Here is a 15472-nt window from a genome sequence, read left to right on the forward strand (position 1 = left end):
CGGCTGGGGAGCGGGGAGGCGGATCAGGCCTCGGAGCCCGCCGTCCACTGGGCCCAGCTCATGTTCCAGCCGTTGAGGCCGTTGTCGGGCTGGATCGTCTTGTCCGGGGAGTTCTTGACGACGACGACGTCACCGATCATCGAGTTGTTGTAGAACCAGGCGGCGGCCTGGTTGGGGTCGCCGGCGCCCTGGACGTCGGCGAGGCCGACGCAGCCGTGGCTGGTGTTGACCTTGCCGAAGATGCCCTTGCCCCAGTAGTTGCCGTGGATGAAGGTGCCCGACGTGGAGAGCCGCATGGCGTGCGGCACGTCCTTGATGTCGTACTCGCCCTTGCCGTCGTCGTCCGTGAAGCCGACGGTGGCGCCGTTCATCCGGGTCTCCTTGTACTTCTCGGAGATCACCATCTGACCGTTGTACGTGGGGTTGTCGGGCGAGCCCGCGGAGATCGGGATGGTCTTGACGGTCCTGCCGTCCCGGGTGACGGTCATCATGTGGGTCTTGGCGTCGACCGTGGAGACCTGGTTGCGCCCGATCTTGAAGGTGACGGTCTTCTGCTGGACGCCGTAGACGCCGTCCGCGCCCTCGACGCCGTCCAGGGCGAGCTTCAGCGTGACGGTGGAGCCGCCCGTCCAGTAGTCCTTCGGGCGCAGGTCGAGCCGCTGGGAGTTGAACCAGTGGCCGACGACCTCCTGGCCGCTGCTGGACGTCACCGTGATGCCGGCCTGGACGGCCTTCTTGTCGGTGATCGCCTTGTTGAAGTTGATCGAGACGGGCATGCCGACGCCGACCGTGGAGCCGTCCTCGGGGGTGAAGTTCCCGATGAAGCTGTTGGCGGGCGAGACGGTGGTGAAGGAGGAGTTCTCGTGGGCCTCGCGGCCCTTGGCGTCCTTCGCCGTCGCGGTGATCTTGTACGTGGTGGAGCGCTCCAGCTGGACGTCCGGCTTCCAGCTGGTGCCGTCGGCGGAGATCGTGCCCTTGACCGCCGCACCGGCGGCCGTCGTCATCTCGACGGACGTCAGCGTGCCCTTGGTGACGGAGACCTTGGCGGCGTTGTTGATGCTCGCGTTCGTCGCACCGTTCTTCGGCGCGATCGTTATCTGTGCCTCGGAGGTCTCCTGCGCCGCGGCCTTGTCGACGTCGGCCGCCTGCGACTGCGTCGAGGCGGCGGGAGCCGCCCCGCCGCTGTCACCGTCGCTGTCGTTGCAGGCCGAGAGCACCAGTACGCCGCCGAGCAGTGCGGACGCGGCCACGAGGCCCTTGCGCCGCTTGCTGTCCGTCATCACACGCTTCTCCATCGTTGCCGAAATCCCCGAAAAACCCCGAGCAAGGCCGTCGACCGGCACTACCCCTCAATGTTCCAGAACCCCCGTAATGGGTCACCCGTTCCACATGCGTCTCCGATGTGGGGAACACCACTCATCGACGCGGTGACGGGGGCGGCGGTTCCCGTGGCCGGCTCCGGTGTCTCCGCCGGTCCACCGCCTGGCTCCGTTCCTCCCCATTGTGCGGGACACCGAAAGCGGCACCGTTGCCGCGTCCCTCTCCGGCTGCTCGCCTTCCCCGCCCCGGATGCCGGTATGCGTACGGGCTCCGGCGGGTCGGGTGACGGGGCGGACACCGTCCGCAGACGTCCGTGATGTCCCTCACCATTTCCACCTGAAAGAGTGCGAACCGGGACGTCCTGGAACGTGCGCGGTCCCCTGATCCCACGCGCCGCGCCACCGCCCCCTCCGCGCCCTTTCCCGGGGCCCGCGACGTTCACTAGCATCGCCGCAACAGGCCCGAGGGGGCCCGGCACTTGGGCCGCCCCCTCCTCCACGGCTGTCTTGAGGGAGAACGATTTCCTTGGCCATCCCCCGCCGCCCCCTGCTCACCGCGACCGCCGCGGGAACGCTGCTGTGCGCGCTGTGGTTCGTCCCGTCCGCCCATGCCGACGGCGACCGTTCCGGAGCGCCCGGCCCCGAGACCCCCACGGCCGCGTCCGCCCAGGCCGGTCCGGGCGCCACCGCGCTCGCCGAGAACGGGCCCGGTTTCGACACGACGCCCTATCTGCTGGGCGGCATGGCGTTCCTGGGCGCCGGTGCCGGCTTCGCCGTGCGCTCGGCCCGCCGGACGGAGCCACGCCCGGTGCGCTGAGCACCCGCCCCCGCAGCGCGGAAGCGGCCACCGGATCCGTCCGGTGACCGCTTTCCCGTTGCGGCGGGTCTCAGGCCAGCGGGCCCGTGACCGGCTCGACGGCCGTCACCAGGCCGCCGGAGCGCACGAAGGCGTCCGCCGCGGCCAGGTCCGGAGCGAGGAAGCGGTCCGGCCCCGGGCCCTCGGCCCCGGCCGCCCGCAGCGCCTCGATCGCGGCACGGGAGGCGGGCGCCGGGGTCAGCCCCTGCGCGGCGCGCAGCTCGATCGCCCGGGTCGCCGCGTACAGCTCGACGGCGACGATCCTGGCGAGGTTGTCGACGGCGGTACGGAGCTTGCGCGCGGCCGACCAGCCCATGGAGACGTGGTCCTCCTGCATCGCGGAGGACGGGATGGAGTCCGCCGACGCGGGGACGGCGAGCCGCTTCATCTCGCTGACCAGGGCGGCCTGGGTGTACTGGGCGATCATCAGGCCCGAGTCGACCCCGGCGTCGTCGGCGAGGAACGGCGGCAGCCCGTGCGAGCGGTTCTTGTCGAGCAGCCGGTCGGTGCGGCGCTCGGTGATCGACCCGAGGTCGGCGGCGGCGATCGCGAGGAAGTCCAGGACGTACGCGACCGGGGCCCCGTGGAAGTTGCCGTTGGACTCGACCCGGCCGTCGGGAAGGACGACCGGGTTGTCGACGGCGGCGGCCAGTTCGCGGTCGGCGACGGTCGCGGCGTGCGCGAGGGTGTCCCGGCCCGCGCCGTTGACCTGGGGCGCGCAGCGCACCGAGTAGGCGTCCTGGACGCGCGGCGCGTCGTCCTGATGGTGGCCGGTGAGGCCCGAACCGGCCAGCACCCGCAGCATGTTGTCCGCGCTGGCGCCCTGGCCGGGGTGCGGGCGGATGGCGTGCAGCTCGGGGGCGAGGACCTTGTCCGTGCCGAGCAGGGCCTCCAGGGAGAGGGCGGCGGTGATGTCGGCCGAGGTGTAGAGGGCGCGCAGGTCGGCGAGGGCCATCACGAGCATGCCGAGCATGCCGTCGGTGCCGTTGAGAAGGGCCAGGCCCTCCTTCTCGCGCAGCTCGACCGGGGTGATGCCGTGGGCGGCGAGGAGTTCGCCGGCGGGGCGCACGGTCCCGTCGGGGCCCTCCGCGTCGCCCTCGCCCATGAGGGTCAGCGCACAGTGCGAGAGCGGGGCCAGATCGCCGGAGCAGCCGAGCGATCCGTACTCGTGAACGACGGGTGTGATCCCGGCGTTCAGTACGTCCGCCATGGTCTGCGCGACCTCCGGCCGGACGCCGGTGCGGCCGGAGGCGACCGTCTTCAGCCGCAGGAACATCAGCGCCCTGACGACCTCGCGCTCGACGCGCGGGCCCATCCCGGCGGCGTGCGAGCGGACGATGTTGCGCTGGAGGCGGGCGCGCAGGTCCGGGCTGATGTGGCGGCTGGCCAGCGCGCCGAATCCGGTGGAGACGCCGTAGACCGGTTCGGGCTTCGCGGCGAGCGCGTCCACGATCTCGCGGGCGGCGGCCAGGGCGCCCACCGCGGCGGCGGAGAGCTCGACCCGGGCGTTGCCGCGGGCCACGGCGATGACGTCCTGTGCGGTGGTGCCGGACGTCCCCACCACGACTGTGTGCATATCCATATTCAGAAGCGTACGGACTGAAACCCTTCATGTCACTAGCGGAAGGCGGGTTGACCCCTTACGCGGCTCAGTCCTCCGGGTGGTGCCCGCGCAGCCTGCGGCGGTCGTGCGGCGAGGGCGGCGGGGAGTCCGCGAGCCGGATGACCTCGTTGTCGCGGCCGGCCACCACGGGGCGGGCGGAGCGGGCGGCCTTGGCCCGGTACTGGGCGGCGTCCGCCAGCCGGAAGAGCCGGCGGCCGGAGACGTCCGGTCCGATCGGGTCGCCGGTGGACGCGAGCCCGCAGGCGACCCCGTCGCCCAGCTCCATCTCGGCCGCCCGGTCGCACAGCTCCGTGGCCACCGCGACCACCTCGTCCGCCTCGGGGCCCACCGCGAGCAGACAGAACTCGTCCCCGCCGAGCCGGGCCGCGAGCGCCCCCGGGAGCATCGCCCCGCAGCGGGAGAGCACCGAGCCGAAACGTTCCAGCAGGCGGTCGCCGACGGCATGCCCCCGGGTGTCGTTGACCCGCTTGAGACCGTTGAGGTCGCAGACGACCAGGCTCACCACGGAACCGTCCGCCCGGTGCCGCTCCACCGCCTCGTCCAGCCGCATGTCCACGGCCCGCCGGTTGGCCAGGCCCGTCAGCGGATCGGTGAAGGCGAGCTTGCGCACCTCCTCCAGGCGTTCGGTCTGGACGATCCCGGCGGCGGCCACGGCGGCCAGCACGGTGGCGAAGTCCGCGTCCCGGCGGCCGAACACCGGCTCCCCCAGCGGGCGGGCCACATACAGCTCGCCCCAGGCCCGCCCGTGCAGGACGATCGGCGCGACGACACAGCTGCCGCGGCCCCGCCGCCGCAGGGCCGTCACCCGCTGGTGGCAGTAGCCGCGCCCGTATCCGCGTACGCCCGCGGCCGCCGGCCCGTCCGGTTCGTCGGCGGTCTCCACCCAGGCGTCCGGCTCACCGCCGCCCGCCCACCGCTCGTGCAGGAACTCGGTGATCTCCGGGAACTGGTGGACCGGATAGGTCTCGTCCTCGGGGAACTCCTCCTCCCCCTCGGCCCGCGCACCCGCGTTGACCAGGACCCTCAGCCGGCCGGGCCCGCGCTCCCAGACCGAGAGCGCGGCGAAGGAGCCGCCCAGCGCCTCGCACGCGCCGAGGGCCGCGGCCCGCCAGCACCCCCGAGGGGTGTGCGCCGCGGCCATCGCCTGCGCCAGGGAAACCACGGACCGCAGTCGCGCATCGTCACCACCCATCACCCCAGTTTAGGGAGATTTCGGGCACTTTGATCAGTTAGCCGCCCTCTTTAGATACGGTGCGTCGTCGAAACCTCACCGAACGTGATGCCCCTCACTCGCCGGGCCAGTTCGGCTTCCGCTTCTCGTTGAACGCGGCCACGCCCTCCGCCCGGTCGCCGGAGAAGGCCACCGAGCGCCACGCGGCGTCCTCGACCTCCAGTCCCGCCCGCAGATCGAGCCCGTGCCCCAGCCGCAGCGCCCGCTTGGCCGCCCGCAGCCCGACCGGGGAGTTCGCCGCGATCCGGCCGGCCAGGGCCAGCGCCTCGGCCCGGTCCTCGCCCGCGCCGACCAGTTCGTCGACCAGCCCGAGCGCGCGGGCCTCGGCGGCCTCCACCCGCCGGGCGGTGAAGACCAGCTCGGCGGCGCGGGCCGCCCCGATCCGGCGCGGCAGCAGCTGGGTGCCGCCGCCGCCGGGGATGACCCCGACGGACACCTCGGGCAGCCCCACCAGCGCGGTCGGGTCGGCCACGATCAGATCGCAGGACAGGGCCAGCTCGAAGCCGCCGCCGAGCGCGAAGCCGTGCACGGCCGCGATCGTCGGCATCGGCAGCTCCAGCACGGCGGTGTAGGCGGCGCGCGTGACGGGCCGCTGGCGCAGCAGATCGGCGTCCGTGAAGGAGTTGCGCTCCTTGAGGTCCGCGCCCACGCAGAAGGCGCGCTCATGACTGGAGCTGAGGACCGTGACCCGCACCGCCGGGTCGGCGGCCAGCGCGGCGCAGGCGGCGGTGATCGAGCGCGCCATGTCCGTGGACACGGCGTTCATGGCCTTCGGCCGGTCGAGGACCAGCTCGGCGACGTGCTCCAGGCCCTCGCGGCTCCGTACGACGACGAACTCCCCGAACCGCTGCTCGGACGTGACCGTCATGACTGCACCCCTCAGATCGACGCGTTAACGAGCGTTATCGGAAGGATCCTAGAGCCCCGCCCCGGAGGGGGGCGGGGGGTGGTGTCAGGAGGTGCCGCGGCGGGCCAGCAGCCAGGGTTCGACGATGCCGAGGCCGCGGACCGGGCGCTGCCACATCGGCTGGAGCCCGTAGCGGTAGGTGGGCAGCGGGGCGGGCTCGTGGCCCTCCGCGCCCTCCTTCTCGGCCCGTTCGGCGGCGGCCGCCGCCTCCTGGGCGGCCCGCGCCTCGGAGACGGGGGCGTCGCCGGTCCGGGTCAGCTCCTCGGCGAAGGCGCCGTCCACCAGCACGGCGTCCTTCGGGGCTATGGAGGTCAGCCGGCTGGCGAGGTTCACCGTGGTCCCGAAGACATCGCCCATCCGGGTGGTGACCGTGCCGAAGGCGATGCCCACGCGCAGGGCCGGCATCGTCTCGTCCTGGGTCATCGCCTCGATCAGGCGCAGCGCGATCTCGGCGGCGGTCCCGGCGTCGTCCGCGGCGAAGAGGACCTCGTCGCCGAGGGTCTTGATGAGCCGGCCGCCGTGCGCGGCGACCAGGTCGGCGCAGGTGGTCTCGAAGGACTCGACGAGCTCGCCCAGCTCCTCCTCCTCCAGGCGCCGGGTGAGCCGGGTGAAGCCGACGAGGTCGGCGAAGCCGACGGCCAGGCGCCGGTCGACCATCTCCTCGTCGTCGGCGGCCTGGACGACCCGGCCGGTGGCGGCGGCCAGCTGGCGCCGCCACACGTACACCAGGAACTCCTCCAGCTCCGGCAGCAGCAGCTCGATCAGCGGGTACGTGACCTCGGTGCGGGTCATGCCCGGCTCGGGCGGCTCGGTGAGCCCCTCCAGGAAGGAGTCGATCTGCCATTCGGCCAGCCGGGCGGTGGTCTGGCCGGTCGACCGGGCCACCTGGATCGCCATCGGCTCGCTGAGCAGCCCGGCCTCGACCAGACCGGAGAGCCGCCGCAGCGCCAGGACGTCCGCCTCGGTGAGCGCCTTGGCCTGGCCGATGTCCGCGAAGCCCATGGCGCGCCAGAACCGGGAGGCGAGGTCCATGGAGACACCGGCGGTCCGGGCGGCCTGGAAGGGGGTGTAGCGCCGGTCGGCGCCCAGGATCAGCGCCTCCAGCCGGATCGCGAGCGGATCGTCGGTCGGCTCGGCCGTGTGGTCGACGTCGTGATGCGGTGTCGCGTGGACCGAGGGGCCCGGCGGGGGCTGCTCGCCCGCACCGGAGTTCGTGTCGTCGACGGTCACCAGCCGCCTCCTGCCCGTTCCCTGCGCACTGCCCTGCCGATCTGTCGGTGGATCGCCTCAACGATACGGCAGGTGTGCCCTACCTCACGTCGTCGCGTCGGGACCGGAACGGGCACCCGGGTCAGGTCAGACCGCCGCCCGCGCCCCTCAGGTGCACGATGTCACCGGCGGAGACCGGTGCGCGCAGTCCGTCACCGGTGGACAGGACGATCCGGCCGTCGCCGTCGATCGCGACCGCCTCCCCGGTGAGGGTGCGGTCGCCGGGGAGCTGGGCGCGCACGGTCCGGCCGAGGGTGGCGCAGCCGGCCGCGTAGGCCGCCTGGAGCCCGCTGGCCGCCGCGTCGCCGTCGGCCGCCTTCCACTGCCCGTACCACTGCTCCAGGGAGCGCAGTACGGCCCGCAACAGCGTCTCGCGGTCGGTGGAGACGGCTCCGGCGAGGGCGAGCGAGCCGGCGGTGGGGGCGGGCAGCTCGTCCGCGCGCAGGGAGACGTTGAGGCCGATGCCGACGACGACGCCCTCGCCGGCCCGTTCGGCGAGGATGCCGCCGGCCTTGCGTTCCCCGCCGTCCACGGTGACCAGCAGGTCGTTGGGCCATTTCAGTGCCGTGTCGACCCCGGCCGAGCGGGCCAGCCCGGTGGCGACCGCGACGCCGGTGAGCAGCGGCAGCCAGCCCCACCGCCCCATCGGTACGTCGCCGGGGGTCAGATAGACCGAGAAGAACAGGCCGGAGCGGGCCGGGGCCGACCAGGCGCGGTCCAGCCGGCCGCGTCCCGCGGTCTGCTCCTCGGCGACCAGGACGGTGCCCTCGGCGAGGGAGCCGGCCCGCGCGGCGAGGTCGGAGTTGGTGGAACCGGTGGACTCGACCACGTCGAGCGCGGTCCACAGCCCGTCCGGCCGCAGCAGTCCGCGCCGCAGCGCCGTGAGGTTGAGGGGCGGCCGGTCCAGGTCGGACCAACGGCTGTGTGGCGCATCCGAGGGAGTCATGCAAGCCACCCTAGGTGTGTCAAACGACGCACTGCCGAACGGTATCCGCGCGGATACGCTACGGCTCAGTAGCTGTCCACGGCTGTCCATCCGCCGACCGGCCGCAGCGCCGGCAGCAGCAGTCGTCCCCCGTGACCAGGCAGGGAGCCGCCACCCGATGTCCGAGCCGGAAGAGACCGACATCCACACCACCGCGGGCAAGCTCGCGGACCTGCAGCGCCGTATCGACGAGGCGACCCACGCGGGTTCCGCGCGCGCGGTGGAGAAGCAGCACGCGAAGGGCAAGCTGACCGCGCGCGAACGCGTCGATCTCCTCCTCGACGAGGATTCCTTCGTGGAGCTCGACGAGTTCGCCCGGCACCGCTCGACCAACTTCGGCATCGAGAAGAACCGCCCGTACGGCGACGGCGTCGTCACCGGCTACGGCACGGTGGACGGCCGCCCGGTCTGCGTGTACTCGCAGGACTTCACCATCTTCGGCGGCTCGCTCGGCGAGGTCTACGGTGAGAAGATCGTCAAGGTGATGGACTTCGCGCTGAAGACCGGCTGCCCGGTCATCGGCATCAACGACGGCGGCGGGGCACGCATCCAGGAGGGTGTGGCGGCCCTCGGTCTCTTCGCGGAGATCTTCCGCCGCAACGTCCACGCCTCGGGCGTGATCCCGCAGATCTCGCTGATCGTCGGACCGTGCGCGGGCGGCGCGGTCTACTCCCCCGCGATCACCGACTTCACGGTCATGGTCGACCAGACCTCGCACATGTTCATCACCGGACCCGACGTCATCAAGACGGTCACCGGCGAGGACGTCGGCTTCGAGGAGCTGGGCGGCGCCCGTACGCACAACACCACCTCCGGGGTGGCGCACCACATGGCGGGCGACGAGAAGGACGCCATCGAGTACGTCAAGTCGCTGCTGTCGTACCTGCCGTCGAACAACCTCTCCGAGGCCCCGGCCTTCCCGGAGGAGGCGGACCTGGCGGTGAGCGACGAGGACCGGGAGCTGGACACGCTCATCCCGGACTCGGCGAACCAGCCGTACGACATGCACACCGCCATCGAGCACGTACTGGACGACGGCGAATTCCTGGAGACCCAGGCCCTGTTCGCGCCGAACATCCTCACCGGCTTCGGCCGGGTGGAGGGTTTCCCGGTCGGTGTCGTCGCCAACCAGCCGATGCAGTTCGCCGGCTGTCTGGACATCGACGCGAGCGAGAAGGCCGCGCGTTTCGTCCGGACCTGCGACGCGTTCAACATCCCGGTGCTGACCTTCGTGGACGTGCCGGGGTTCCTGCCCGGTGTCGACCAGGAGTACGGCGGCATCATCCGGCGCGGCGCCAAGCTGATCTACGCGTACGCGGAGGCGACCGTCCCGCTGATCACGGTGATCACCCGCAAGGCCTTCGGCGGCGCGTACGACGTCATGGGCTCCAAGCACCTGGGCGCCGACATCAACGTGGCCTGGCCGACCGCGCAGATCGCCGTCATGGGGGCGCAGGGGGCGGTCAACATCCTGCACCGGCGCACGATCGCCGCCGCGGACGATCAGGACGCCACCCGGGCCGAGCTGATGCGGGACTACGAGGACGCGCTCCTCAACCCGTACGTGGCGGCCGAGCGCGGCTACGTGGACGCGGTGATCATGCCGTCCGAGACCCGCGCCCATGTGGTGAAGGGGCTGCGCCAGCTGCGGACCAAGCGGGAGGCCCTGCCCCCGAAGAAGCACGGCAACATCCCTCTCTAGAAAGGGTCCTGGCCATGATCAAGGTCGTACGGGGCAACCCGACCCCGGAGGAGCTGGCCGCCGCCCTGGCGGTGGTCCGGGCGCGTGCCGCGGCGGCGTCCGCCGTGTCCTCGGGCGCGCCGGAGCTGCCCGCGCAGTGGTCCGACCCGGGCCGGGTGGCCCGCCGGGGCCGGCACGTCCCGGGCCCGCGCGCCTGGGCGCGCACCTACTGGCCCGTGTGACGCGGGTGACGTGCGGGGGCGGCGCCTGAGTACGCGTACTCAGGCGCCGCCCAAGGACCGCCGGGGAGGATCGACGGCATGCTCTGGTCCGACCCCGAGAACAAGCCCCCCAAGGAACTGCGCGACGCGGAGAACATGATGCGCCGCGCGGGCCTGGTGCTGGCGCTGGCCATGGTGGTGGCGATGTTCGTCCTGGGCACGCGCTGACCCGGCCGCGTCCGTCCGTACGATGGCGCCCATGACCACGCCGACGCCCCGCCGCCTCGTCCTCGCCTCCCAGTCCCCCGCCCGTCTCGGTCTGCTCCGGCAGGCCGGGTTCGCTCCCGAGGTGATCGTCAGCGGGGTCGACGAGGACGCCCTGGACGCGCCGTCCCCCGCCGAACTGGCCCTCGTCCTGGCCGAGGCCAAGGCCGCGGCGGTCGCCGCGCGTCCGGAGGCGGCCGGGGCCCTGGTCATCGGCTGCGACTCGGTCCTCGAACTGGACGGCGAGGCGCTCGGCAAGCCGGCCGACGCCGAGGAGGCCACCGCCCGCTGGAAGTCGATGCGGGGGCGCTCCGGGGTGCTGCGGACCGGGCACAGCGTGATCGACACCGCGAGCGGGCGCACCGTCTCGGCGACCGCGTCCACGACCGTCCGCTTCGGGGAGCCCTCGGACGCCGAGGTCGCCGCCTATGTGGCCTCGGGCGAACCGCTGCATGTCGCGGGCGCGTTCACCCTGGACGGGCGCTCGGCACCGTTCGTCGACTCCATCGACGGGGACCCGGGCAATGTGATCGGTCTGTCGCTGCCGCTGCTGCGGCGGCTGCTGGGCGAGCTGGACGTCCTGGTCACCGACCTCTGGGCCTGACCGGCCGCGTTCAGGCGGGTGCGGGGGCCGCGGGCTGCTCGGGCTCGGGGGCGGGGTCCGGCTTCTCGCCGGCGGGGCCGTACGCCACCAGGGCCAGCACGATCAGGCCGAGGACCAGCATCATCCAGGCGAAGGCCGTCCAGCCGACCAGGCCGACGGTGAGCGCGCCCAGCACCCCGTGGACGACGGCGCAGACGACGAGGAGGATCCGGGCCGCGCGGCCCGGGGCGCGGTCGCGGATGCCGGCGGTCAGGAGCAGCGCACCGCACAGGAGCAGGAAGACCCCACTGACGCCGCCGAGCACCCAGGTGCCCTTGGACATGACGTCGGGGTCGGTGCCCGCGAGGGACATGGTCTGGTTCTTCACGACCGTGCCGAGGACCAGGTTGACGATCACCACGCCCACGGCCTCCGCGAACAGCACGAGCGCGGCTATGAAAGCCACCGGCCTGCGCACCACGGCGCTCACCCCCTGTTACCAGCAGTACGTGACAGCCCGGACCCTACTAACGGGTAATCGCGGGGACAAGGGGTGCGGCACGACCCCGCCCCACCCCTTCCTTCCGGACCCCGGACCCCTGTTGTTCACCCCCAAGTGCGTCGGGCAAAGAATCTTTCGCGGCTTAGTAGGAAACCAACAAAGAAACAGCGCACGTCGCTGCTCGTACCAACAGAGACCTGGACCACACCTCGTGGCTACTGTGCGGTCACGGCTCCCGGCGTACCGTGGTGCCACAAGGGATTTCGCGACTCGAGCAAGCCTCGAATCACACTCCGTGTGGGCAAGCTCACCATTGGGGACGGGTCGTACGGCCGTGTCGGTAGTCCCTAAACTCAGCTTGTTTCAAGGAGGGAGCCATCGTGCGCAAGGTGCTCATCGCCAACCGTGGCGAAATCGCTGTCCGTGTTGCTCGGGCCTGCCGGGACGCGGGTATCGGGAGTGTGGCCGTCTACGCCGACCCCGACCGCGACGCTCTGCACGTCCGCGCGGCCGACGAGGCATTCGCCCTGGGCGGTGACACCCCGGCCGCCAGCTATCTGGACATGGCCAAGGTGCTCCAGGCCGCCAAGGACTCCGGGGCGGACGCGATCCACCCGGGCTACGGCTTCCTCTCGGAGAACGCCGAGTTCGCCCAGGCCGTGCTGGACGCCGGCCTGACCTGGATCGGCCCGCCGCCGCACGCCATCCGGGACCTCGGTGACAAGGTCGCCGCCCGGCACATCGCCCAGCGCGCCGGCGCCCCGCTGGTGGCCGGCACCCCGGACCCGGTCTCGGGCTCCGAGGAGGTCGTGGAGTTCGCCCGGGAGAACGGGCTGCCGATCGCCATCAAGGCCGCCTTCGGCGGCGGCGGGCGCGGACTGAAGGTCGCGCGCACGCTGGAGGAGATCCCGGAGCTGTACGACTCCGCGGTCCGCGAGGCCGTCGCCGCCTTCGGCCGCGGGGAGTGCTTCGTGGAGCGCTACCTCGACAAGCCCCGGCACGTGGAGACCCAGTGCCTGGCCGACACCCACGGCAACGTGGTCGTCGTCTCCACCCGTGACTGCTCGCTCCAGCGCCGCCACCAGAAGCTCGTCGAGGAGGCCCCGGCCCCCTTCCTCTCCGACGAGCAGAACGCGGAGCTGTACGCGGCCTCCAAGGCGATCCTGAAGGAGGCCGGCTACGTCGGCGCCGGCACGGTCGAGTTCCTGGTGGGCCTGGACGGCACGATCTCCTTCCTGGAGGTCAACACCCGTCTCCAGGTCGAGCACCCGGTGACCGAGGAGGTCTCCGGCATCGACCTGGTCCGCGAGATGTTCCGGATCGCGGACGGCGAGGAGCTGGGCTACGACGACCCCGCCGCGCGCGGCCACTCGTTCGAGTTCCGGATCAACGGCGAGGACCCGGGCCGCAACTTCCTCCCGGCCCCGGGCACCGTCACCCGCTTCGACCCGCCGAGCGGTCCGGGCGTCCGCCTGGACGCGGGCGTCGAGTCCGGTTCGGTCATCGGCCCGGCCTGGGACTCCCTGCTCGCCAAGCTGATCGTGACCGGTGCGACGCGTGAGCAGGCGCTCCAGCGCGCCGCCCGCGCGCTCGCCGAGTTCCACGTCGAGGGCATGGCCACCGCGATCCCGTTCCACCGCGCGGTCGTGGTCGACCCGGCGTTCACCGCCGACCCGTTCCGCGTCCACACCCGCTGGATCGAGACGGAATTCGTCAACGAGATCAAGCCGTTCGCCGCGCCCGCCGAGGCCGAGGCGGACGACGAGGCGGGCCGCGAGACGGTCGTCGTCGAGGTCGGCGGCAAGCGTCTGGAGGTCTCGCTGCCCTCCTCGCTGGGCATGAGCCTGGCCCGTACGGGCCTCGCTGCGGGCGCCAAGCCCAAGCGCCGCGCGGCGAAGAAGTCCGGTTCGGCGGTCTCCGGCGACACCCTCGCCTCCCCGATGCAGGGCACCATCGTGAAGGTCGCCGTCGAGGAGGGCCAGGAGGTCCAGGAGGGCGATCTGATCGTCGTCCTGGAGGCCATGAAGATGGAGCAGCCGATCAACGCCCACCGGGCCGGCACGGTCAAGGGCCTGGCCGCCGAGGTCGGCAGCTCGGTCTCCTCCGGCGCGGTCCTCTGCGAGATCAAGGACTGATCCGTCCGTACGCTCCACCGGCGCCCCGCCCATGTCACCGGACGTGGGCGGGGCGCCGGTCGTCGTCCGGGGGGATCGCTCCGCCCGCGCGGTGGCATCCTGGACCCCGGTGCGGACACTGGGAGGACTGCGCAATGGCGATCAGCACGGCACGGACACCGGCCCGCGCGCCGCAGCGGCCCATGCGCGCCGACGCGCGGCGCAACTACGACCGGCTGCTGACCGAGGCCCGCGCCGCCTTCGCCGAGCACGGCACGGACGCGTCCCTGGAGGACGTCGCGCGCCGGGCCGGGGTGGGCATCGGCACGCTGTACCGGCACTTCCCGACCCGGCACGCGCTGATGAGCGCGGTCTTCCAGGAGGCGGTGGCCGCCCTGATCGACCGCTCCCGCGAACTGGCGGCGGCCGAGCGCCCGTGCGCCGCGCTGGTGGAGTGGCTGGGCGCGATCATCACTCATGCGGGTGAGTACCGGGGGCTGGCCCAGGCACTCATCTCGACCTGCCGGGACGAGAATTCGGCGCTGTCCCGGTGCAATGTGCCGTTGCGCGAGGCGGGCGCGGTGCTGCTGTCCCGGGCGCAGGACGCGGGCTCGGTCCGCGCCGATGTCTCCATCGACGACCTGATGCAGCTGACCAACGCGATCGCGCTGGCCGCCGAGCAGTCGCCGGACGATCCGGCGCTGGCGGAACGGCTCCTGACGCTCACTCTGCTCGGCCTGCGGACGGCCTCCACGGCCTGATCCGGGAGGACGGTCCGAACACGCCCTAGCGGCGGCGGAGGTCGGCGACTCTGGACCGTTCGCCCTGGCCGCCCTGGTCGGCCAGGACCGATCCGCCGCGCAGCTGCTGGGCGTGGGTACGGCGCTGTCCCGGCAGGGGCATCTCGCGGCGCGAGGAGCGTCCCGAGGGCAGCGGGTCGGTGGTGGGGGCGGCCCCGCCGGGTCCGGCGACCGCGATCTGCACGCCCTGGTCGGCGAGGGCCTGGAGCTCTGCGGCCGAGCGGTCGTCGTGCGCGGCCGGTTCGTCCGTGACCAGACGGGTGATGAGGTCCGTCGGCACGGTCTGGAACATGGTGTCGGAGCCGAGCTTGGTGTGGTCGGCGAGGACCACCACCTCGGCGGCGGCCTGCACCAGCGCCCGGTCCACGCTCGCGGAGAGCATGTTGGACGTGGAGAGTCCGCGCTCGGCGGTGAGGCCGCTCCCGGAGAGGAAGGCGCGGGAGACCCGCAGCCCCTGGAGGGACTGTTCGGCCCCGCTGCCCACGAGGGCGTAGTTGGAACCGCGCAGGGTGCCCCCGGTCATGACCACTTCGACCCGGTTGGCATGGGCCAGGGCCTGGGCGACCAGCAGCGAGTTGGTGACCACGGTCAGACCGGGGACCCGCGCGAGCCGGCGGGCCAGCTCCTGCGTGGTCGTACCGGCGCCGACGACGATGGCCTCGCCCTCTTCGACGAGGCCGGCCGCCAGATCGGCGATGGCCGTCTTCTCCGCGGTGGCGAGATGGGATTTCTGCGGAAAGCCGGACTCCCGCGTGAAACCGCCCGGCAAGACCGCACCGCCGTGCCGGCGGTCGAGGAGTCCTTCTGCCTCCAGCGCCCGCACGTCCCGCCGTACGGTCACTTCGGAGGTCTGGACGACGCGGGCGAGCTCACGGAGCGATACCGCCCCGTTGGCGCGCACCATTTCGAGGATCAACTGACGACGTTCTGCAGCGAACACAAAACTGACAGTAACGTGACCGCCCGAGCGTTTTCAGGTGTTTGCGGCGAATAGCAGAAGTTGCGCATGCCGAGGGTCACCAAGTGGTATAGGCGGCCCTGTTGTTGTTCCGTACTGACCGAACGGCGGTCATGGGACCGCCCGAGCGGTCGGAAGCCGTCGCGGAGCGGCGGACT

The 15472-nt window shown here is 72.3% G+C and carries 15 protein-coding genes; 7 read left to right on the forward strand and 8 right to left on the reverse strand.

What is annotated here, in order from left to right; translation table 11 throughout:
• Positions 1-23: 23 nt before the first annotated feature.
• Positions 24-1295: a L,D-transpeptidase gene (locus ACZ4FH_RS17345; protein ID WP_467305517.1), complete on the reverse strand. Its 1272-nt coding sequence runs from the start codon at positions 1293-1295 to the stop codon at positions 24-26.
• A 550-nt stretch (positions 1296-1845) separates the two neighbouring features.
• Here ACZ4FH_RS17345 and ACZ4FH_RS17350 point away from each other — a divergent pair.
• Positions 1846-2136, forward strand: coding sequence for a hypothetical protein (locus ACZ4FH_RS17350; protein WP_467305519.1), 291 nt, complete (start codon positions 1846-1848; stop codon positions 2134-2136).
• A 70-nt stretch (positions 2137-2206) separates the two neighbouring features.
• Here the strand turns inward: ACZ4FH_RS17350 and hutH are convergent, their stop codons facing one another.
• From hutH to ACZ4FH_RS17375, 5 genes are all read right to left on the reverse strand, one after another.
• The gene (gene hutH / locus ACZ4FH_RS17355) at positions 2207-3757 is read right to left on the reverse strand and encodes a histidine ammonia-lyase (protein WP_467305521.1); all 1551 of its coding nucleotides are present in this window, start codon (positions 3755-3757) and stop codon (positions 2207-2209) included.
• A gap of 67 nt (positions 3758-3824) precedes the next feature.
• The gene (locus ACZ4FH_RS17360; protein WP_467305522.1) at positions 3825-4991 is read right to left on the reverse strand and encodes a GGDEF domain-containing protein; all 1167 of its coding nucleotides are present in this window, start codon (positions 4989-4991) and stop codon (positions 3825-3827) included.
• A gap of 94 nt (positions 4992-5085) precedes the next feature.
• Entirely contained in the window at positions 5086-5898 is an 813-nt protein-coding gene (locus ACZ4FH_RS17365) for an enoyl-CoA hydratase/isomerase family protein (protein WP_467305524.1), read from the reverse strand.
• 84 nt (positions 5899-5982) lie between these two features.
• Complete coding sequence (locus tag ACZ4FH_RS17370; RefSeq protein WP_383650193.1) at positions 5983-7167, reverse strand: adenylate/guanylate cyclase domain-containing protein; 1185 nt, start codon at positions 7165-7167, stop codon at positions 5983-5985.
• A 121-nt stretch (positions 7168-7288) separates the two neighbouring features.
• Positions 7289-8152, reverse strand: a complete 864-nt coding sequence (locus ACZ4FH_RS17375; protein WP_467305526.1) for a biotin--[acetyl-CoA-carboxylase] ligase — start codon at positions 8150-8152, stop codon at positions 7289-7291.
• A 157-nt stretch (positions 8153-8309) separates the two neighbouring features.
• Between ACZ4FH_RS17375 and ACZ4FH_RS17380 the strand changes: the two genes are divergently transcribed.
• From ACZ4FH_RS17380 to ACZ4FH_RS17395, 4 genes are all read left to right on the forward strand, one after another.
• On the forward strand, positions 8310-9893 hold the full coding sequence (locus ACZ4FH_RS17380) for an acyl-CoA carboxylase subunit beta (protein WP_467305527.1): 1584 nt from the start codon (positions 8310-8312) through the stop codon (positions 9891-9893).
• Between the two features lie 14 nt (positions 9894-9907).
• Positions 9908-10114: an acyl-CoA carboxylase epsilon subunit gene (locus ACZ4FH_RS17385; RefSeq protein ID WP_467305529.1), complete on the forward strand. Its 207-nt coding sequence runs from the start codon at positions 9908-9910 to the stop codon at positions 10112-10114.
• A gap of 78 nt (positions 10115-10192) precedes the next feature.
• Positions 10193-10321 carry a morphogenic membrane protein MmpB gene (mmpB, locus tag ACZ4FH_RS17390; RefSeq protein ID WP_306056857.1) on the forward strand — a complete coding sequence of 43 codons (129 nt, stop codon included), beginning with the start codon at positions 10193-10195 and terminating at the stop codon, positions 10319-10321.
• A gap of 31 nt (positions 10322-10352) precedes the next feature.
• Positions 10353-10961, forward strand: a complete 609-nt coding sequence (locus tag ACZ4FH_RS17395; RefSeq protein WP_467305531.1) for a nucleoside triphosphate pyrophosphatase — start codon at positions 10353-10355, stop codon at positions 10959-10961.
• Between the two features lie 10 nt (positions 10962-10971).
• Here ACZ4FH_RS17395 and ACZ4FH_RS17400 read toward each other — a convergent pair whose 3' ends face one another.
• Positions 10972-11430 carry a hypothetical protein gene (locus ACZ4FH_RS17400; RefSeq protein ID WP_467305532.1) on the reverse strand — a complete coding sequence of 153 codons (459 nt, stop codon included), beginning with the start codon at positions 11428-11430 and terminating at the stop codon, positions 10972-10974.
• A gap of 392 nt (positions 11431-11822) precedes the next feature.
• On the opposite strand from ACZ4FH_RS17400, the gene ACZ4FH_RS17405 reads away from it, so the two are divergent.
• Both ACZ4FH_RS17405 and ACZ4FH_RS17410 read left to right on the forward strand, forming a co-directional pair.
• Positions 11823-13577 (forward strand): acetyl/propionyl/methylcrotonyl-CoA carboxylase subunit alpha, encoded by a 1755-nt coding sequence (locus ACZ4FH_RS17405; RefSeq protein ID WP_467305533.1) that lies wholly within the window; start codon positions 11823-11825, stop codon positions 13575-13577.
• Positions 13578-13711: 134 nt separating this feature from the next.
• Entirely contained in the window at positions 13712-14317 is a 606-nt protein-coding gene (locus tag ACZ4FH_RS17410) for a TetR/AcrR family transcriptional regulator (RefSeq protein WP_467305535.1), read from the forward strand.
• Between the two features lie 25 nt (positions 14318-14342).
• Here the strand turns inward: ACZ4FH_RS17410 and ACZ4FH_RS17415 are convergent, their stop codons facing one another.
• The gene (locus tag ACZ4FH_RS17415) at positions 14343-15296 is read right to left on the reverse strand and encodes a DeoR/GlpR family DNA-binding transcription regulator (protein WP_383650169.1); all 954 of its coding nucleotides are present in this window, start codon (positions 15294-15296) and stop codon (positions 14343-14345) included.
• Between the last annotated feature and the right edge of the window lie 176 nt (positions 15297-15472).

This window comes from Streptomyces sp. NPDC024555 (genome assembly GCF_055559335.1).